Origin of the sequence: Bradyrhizobium sp. PRIMUS42, assembly GCF_023006515.1 — a bacterium.
GTDB lineage: Bacteria > Pseudomonadota > Alphaproteobacteria > Rhizobiales > Xanthobacteraceae > Bradyrhizobium.
Genome location: NZ_JALBGZ010000475.1, coordinates 1 through 5,089, shown reverse-complemented (window position 1 = coordinate 5,089; position 5,089 = coordinate 1). Strand labels below are relative to the sequence as shown.

Genomic DNA, 5,089 nt, shown 5'->3' with positions numbered 1-5,089 from the left:
CACCGCGTGGCTCTTCTGCAGGAGATCGCGGACGCCGAGCAGCGTCAGCGCGCCGAAAATCAGGATCGGCACCAGCAGGATGTCGAAGATCTTGCGGTCGGCGTGGTCACGAGATAAAGGTTGGCCCCCGGCCGCAGCGCCCGATACTCGATCGCCAGCACCAGGCCGCGCAGGCCGCGGCGGCCGTAGATCTCGGAGATCTCCGAGGTCTCGGCATTGACCGTCTGCGTGATTTCCTCGGTGATCAGCCGTCGCGTATTCCAGGCGAAATAGGCCAGCAGCGAGGCCGCGAACATCGCGAACAACAGCAGATAGACCAGCGTCAGCCGGAACGCCGTGGTGCGGACGAGTTTACCGAATGCCGTCACGGATCATGTATCCCGCGCCGCGGATGGTGTGCAGCAGCGGCCGCTCGAAGCCCTTGTCGATCTTGGAGCGCAGCCGCGAGATGTGCACGTCGATCACGTTGGTCTGCGGATCGAAATGATAGTCCCAGACGTTCTCCAGGAGCATGGTGCGCGTCACCACCTGGCCGGCATGCTTCATGAGATATTCGAGCAGGCGAAATTCGCGCGGCTGCAGCGTCAGCTCGTCCTTGCCGCGGGCGACGCGGTGCGAGAGCCGGTCGAGCTCGAGATCGCCGACGCGATAAAGCGTGTCCTCCGCCGGTCCGCCGCGGCGGCGCGACAGCACCTCGACCCGGGCCAGGAGCTCGGCGAAGGAATAGGGTTTTGGCAGATAGTCGTCGCCGCCGGCACGCAGGCCCTTGATGCGGTCGTCGACCTGCCCGAGCGCGGAGAGAATCAGCACCGGCGCCGTGTTGCCCTTGTCGCGCAGCGCGCCGATCAGCGACAGGCCGTCGCGCTTGGGCAGCATGCGATCGACCACCAGCACGTCATAATCGCCGTTCTCGGCCATGGCGAGGCCCTCCTCGCCGTCGGCGGCGTGATCGGCAATGTGTCCGACTTCGCGCAACGCCTTCACGAGGTAGTCGGCGGATTCGCGGTCGTCTTCGATGATGAGGAGGCGCATCGTGCGTTCGGCGGCGGTCAAGGAGGTCAACCTTCTCTAAACATGGCGCGAGCGGCAATCGCATGCAAGCCGAGGGGGAGACTCTGGCATCGAGAAAAAGGCGGGCGGCGAAGCTGGGGGGACTCCACCGCCCTAGGCCTTCCGACGGAGGGGGGCGTAATTCCACCGGAAGGTAGACTGGGGAAGCGAAAATTACGCTGCTTCCCCGAAGGGCGCCGGCGGCGGGGGCGACTGATGCCGACGACACCCTTCATCTCAAAAGCCTCCTGAGGCCTACCCCTTGGCGATGGGCACGGCGACGAAGCGCGACTGGCCGCCGCTCTTCACGCGCATCAAGACGCTGTTCTTGTTGTCGGTCCGCGCCGTATTGATGGCATCGCGGACTTCGCCGGCGGTAGCGACGCTCTTGCCGCCGACTTCGAGAATCACGTCGCCTTCCTTGAAGCCGCGTTCGGCCGCGGCGCTCTTCGGATCGACTTCGGTGACCACGACGCCTTCCTTGCCGGCGCCGGCCACGGTATTGGCGGGCGCGACGGTCATGCCGAGCTTGGGCACGTCGGTGCCCTTGCTCGCACCCTTGCCGCTGTCAGTGTCGGTGTCGGCCTTGGCTTCCACCGTGTTCGGCAACTGGCCGAGCGTGAGGTTGATGACCTTGTCCTGGCCCTTGTGCAGCACGTTGAGCTTCACGGTCGCGCCGGGCGCCATGCCGCCGATGGTGCGGGCAAGCTCTCGGGCGTCCTTGACGGATTCGCCGTTCACCGACGTGATCACGTCGCCGGACTCGATGCCCGCCTTCGCGGCCGGACCGTTGGCTTGCGGCTCCGCCACCAGCGCGCCTTCGGCCTTCTTCATGCCGAGGCTGTCGGCGATGTCGGACGTGACGGGTTGAATCTGCACGCCGATCCAGCCGCGGCTGACCGAGCCCTTGTCCTTGAGCTGGGCGACCACGCTCTTCACGGTGCTCGCCGGAATCGAGAACGCGATGCCTACGCTGCCGCCGGAGGGCGAGTAGATCGCGGTGTTGACGCCCATCACCTCTCCGTTGGTATCGAAGGCCGGACCGCCGGAATTGCCCTTGTTCACGGGCGCGTCGATCTGGATGAAATCGTCATAGGGGCCATTGCCGATGTCGCGGCCGCTCGCCGAAACGATGCCCGCGGTCACGGTGCCGCCGAGGCCGAAGGGATTGCCGACCGCGAGCACCCAGTCGCCGATCCGCGGTTTGCTGTCGGCGAGCTTGGCGAACGGGAAGCTCGAGCTGCCCTCGACCTTGATCAAAGCGAGGTCGGTGCGCTGGTCGGTACCGATCACCTTGGCGGTGTAGGTCTTGCCGTCGTCGGTGGTGACCTCGACCTTGTCGGCTCCGTCGACCACGTGGTTGTTGGTCACGGCGAAACCGTCGGCCGAGATGAAGAAGCCGGAGCCCTGACCCTGCACGACGCGGCCGCGGCCGCCGCCCTTCAGACCGGGGATGCCGTCCGGACCGCCGAAGCGGCGGAAGAAGCGCTCCATCGGCGAGCCCGGCTGGAACGGCGAGGAGGAATCGTCGCCGTCGTCGTTGCTCGCGGTCTTCTCCTTCATGTTGACCTTCACCGAGATCACCGACGGCTTCACGCGCTCGACGATGTCGGCGAATCCGATCGGACGCTCGACCTTCCGGACCTCGTTGTTGACCTGCGCATGCGCCGGGCTCGAGAACAGGTCGGCCGGCGCGGTCGACGGGCTAAACCCATAGACGGCCGCGCCGAGACCGGCGACGACCGAGGCCATCAGCGCGAACTTGCGCGCGGAGAAGACCGAGCGGGTCTGCCGGTAGGACGGAAGGTTCGAAAGGTCGGGACGGTCGGTCATGCAGAGATCTCCAGGGGCCTTGAAATCCATTTGGTGCCTGAGGGTGGCGCCTTACGGACCTGAAGATGGGGGCTCCCGCCTTACCGCGCGCTGGCGAGGGGGTTAAACTTTTGTAATGAAGGGACGGAGCGGATGCGGCAGTTCAGCGCAGGCCGAAAATCGTGGCCTTACAGGAACTTAATCGAGTTCCCGCAACAGCGTGCAAGCGCGATTTTCTTGCACGCTCAGCTCGCCCTGACGCTGACGATGAACTCGTCGACCTCGCGCTTCAAGGTTTCGGCTTGCTGCGACAGGTCGACCGCGGAATCCCTGGCCTCAGCGGCCATGCGGCCGGTCTCCGCGGAGGTCGAGGTGATCTGGACGATATGGTTGGAGACGTCGAGGGTTCCGCGCGCGGCGTCCTGGGCGCTGCGCGTGATCTCCTGCGTGGCGTTGCGCTGCTGGGCTGTGTCGACCTCGATGCCGGACATGACGGACGAGATCTCCGACAGCGTCCTGGAAATGCCGTCGATCGCGCCGCGCGTCTGTGCGGTGATGCCTTGAATGCTGGCGACATGGGAGGTGATCTCCTCGGTCGCCTTGCTGGTCTGATGCGCCAGATTCTTCACCTCGGAGGCGACCACGGCAAACCCCTTGCCGGCCTCCCCTGCCCGTGCCGCCTCGATGGTGGCGTTCAGCGCCAGGAGATTGGTCTGCGAAGCGATCGCCTGCACGAGCTGCACGACCTCGCCGATCTTGTCTGCTGCGTCCGACAGCGTGTGGATGGTGTCACGACTCTTCTCCGCCTGCTCCGCCGCGCCCTCGGCGCGCTGGGTCGCGTCCGTGACGCGGCGGCTGATGGTGCCGATCGAATTCGTCATCTCCCCGGCAGAACCTGCGACGGTCTGCACGCTGGCGCTGGCTTGGCTCGCGGCGCTCGCGACCGCATTGGCCTTGGTGCTGGTGTCGTTGGCCGTCCGCGACAGCGTCTCGGCGTTGCTCTTCAGATGCACGGCCGATGACGCCACGCTGTCGACGACGCTGGCGACGAGATCGTTGAAGCGCTTGATCCGGTCGTCCAGGAATTTCGACCGCTCGGCTTGGTGCTGCGCTTGACGCAGCTGCCGTTCGGTGAGGTGGCGCCGCTCGAGGCCGTTGGTCTTGAACACCTCCAGCGCACCGGCGAGCAGGCCGATCTCGTTGGTGCGGCCGAGGCCCGGCACGGGCGTCTCGAATTTCTGGTCGGCGACCTCGCGCATGGCATGCACGATCGCCGCCAGGGGACTGAGGATGCCGTTGCGGACGGCGAACCAGGTGGTGAGGCAGATCGCGACGGCGACGATGGCAATCACGCCGCAGGCGATCAGGAAGAAGGAGAACGCGGCTTGCGCCTGCTGATAGATCTGCATGGCATGATCGCGCGCGGGGCCGCTCAGCGCGGCGAAGTCCGAGGACAGGCTGGTGATCTCGTTGTTGAGATAGAGCACCGCAATGAATCCAGTGCCGCCGCCGATGCCCAGCAGGAACAATAATGCAGCGACCACGGCGCCGACCAGGAAGCGGATCGTCAGATTGCTGTTCGCGAACATCGGGGACTCAGAGTCTGGAATCGAATTTCGCGACAAGGTTCCAGACAAAGGTCAATATAGCATGAAGCACGCGCTAGCGGCCCGCGGCCTACGTAACGTTACGTAACCAGGACGACTTCACCTCGCTAGGAAGATTTGGCTTCGTCCGACATCAACGCAGCAAGCTGCGCCTTCTCGTCGGGCGAGAGCGGCGGTGCTGGTACATCTGCACCGCTTCGCGCGCGACGCCGGATTTGCAGCCACAGCGCCAGGCCGCCCCCGATCAGCAGCAGCGGCCCGAGCAGCCACAGCAGCAGGTTCTGACGCTCGAAGCGTGGTTTCAGCAGCACGAACTCGCCGTAGCGCGCGACCAGAAAGTCGAGCACCTGCGAGTTGCTGTCGCCTGCGCCGATGCGCTCGCGCACCAAGAGCCGCAGATCGCGCGCCAGCGGCGCATCGGAATCGTCGATCGACTGGTTCTGGCAAACCATGCAGCGCAGCTCGCGCGACAGCTCGCGTGCACGGGCTTCCTTGGCGGGGTCCGACATGATCTCGTCGGGCTGCACCGCGTGCGCCGCAGGCAAAGCCAGCAGCATCAGCAGGGCGAACGCGGCCATCATCCGGCGCATCGGATCACTCCGCCGGCTGAAGGCGCTGCT

At 65.6% G+C, this 5,089-nt stretch carries 4 protein-coding genes and 1 pseudogene; all 5 read right to left on the bottom strand.

The features are described 5' to 3' along the window. Positions 1–86: 86 nt before the first annotated feature. Positions 87–368, bottom strand: a pseudogene (locus tag MOV75_RS27005) (two-component sensor histidine kinase); the annotation flags it as partial. Continuing rightward, positions 352–1,032 (bottom strand): response regulator transcription factor, encoded by a 681-nt coding sequence (locus tag MOV75_RS27000; RefSeq protein WP_246930391.1) that lies wholly within the window; start codon positions 1,030–1,032, stop codon positions 352–354. The gene MOV75_RS27000 and the pseudogene MOV75_RS27005, both read right to left, overlap by 17 nt. 273 nt (positions 1,033–1,305) lie before the next feature. After that, on the bottom strand, positions 1,306–2,883 hold the full coding sequence (locus MOV75_RS26995; RefSeq protein ID WP_246930389.1) for a Do family serine endopeptidase: 1,578 nt from the start codon (positions 2,881–2,883) through the stop codon (positions 1,306–1,308). Positions 2,884–3,107: 224 nt separating this feature from the next. Then, positions 3,108–4,451, bottom strand: a complete 1,344-nt coding sequence (locus tag MOV75_RS26990) for a methyl-accepting chemotaxis protein (RefSeq protein ID WP_246930387.1) — start codon at positions 4,449–4,451, stop codon at positions 3,108–3,110. A gap of 125 nt (positions 4,452–4,576) precedes the next feature. Next, a complete protein-coding gene (locus MOV75_RS26985) occupies positions 4,577–5,059 on the bottom strand; it encodes a cytochrome c-type biogenesis protein (protein ID WP_246930385.1) in 483 nt (160 codons plus the stop codon). Between the last annotated feature and the right edge of the window lie 30 nt (positions 5,060–5,089).

Coding starts and splice junctions, on each gene's coding strand:
- MOV75_RS26995 (WP_246930389.1), bottom strand. CDS start 2,883: ATGACCGACCGTCCCGACCTTTCGAACCTTCCGTCCTACCGGCAGACC.
- MOV75_RS26985 (WP_246930385.1), bottom strand. CDS start 5,059: ATGCGCCGGATGATGGCCGCGTTCGCCCTGCTGATGCTGCTGGCTTTG.
- MOV75_RS26990 (WP_246930387.1), bottom strand. CDS start 4,451: ATGTTCGCGAACAGCAATCTGACGATCCGCTTCCTGGTCGGCGCCGTG.
- MOV75_RS27000 (WP_246930391.1), bottom strand. CDS start 1,032: ATGCGCCTCCTCATCATCGAAGACGACCGCGAATCCGCCGACTACCTC.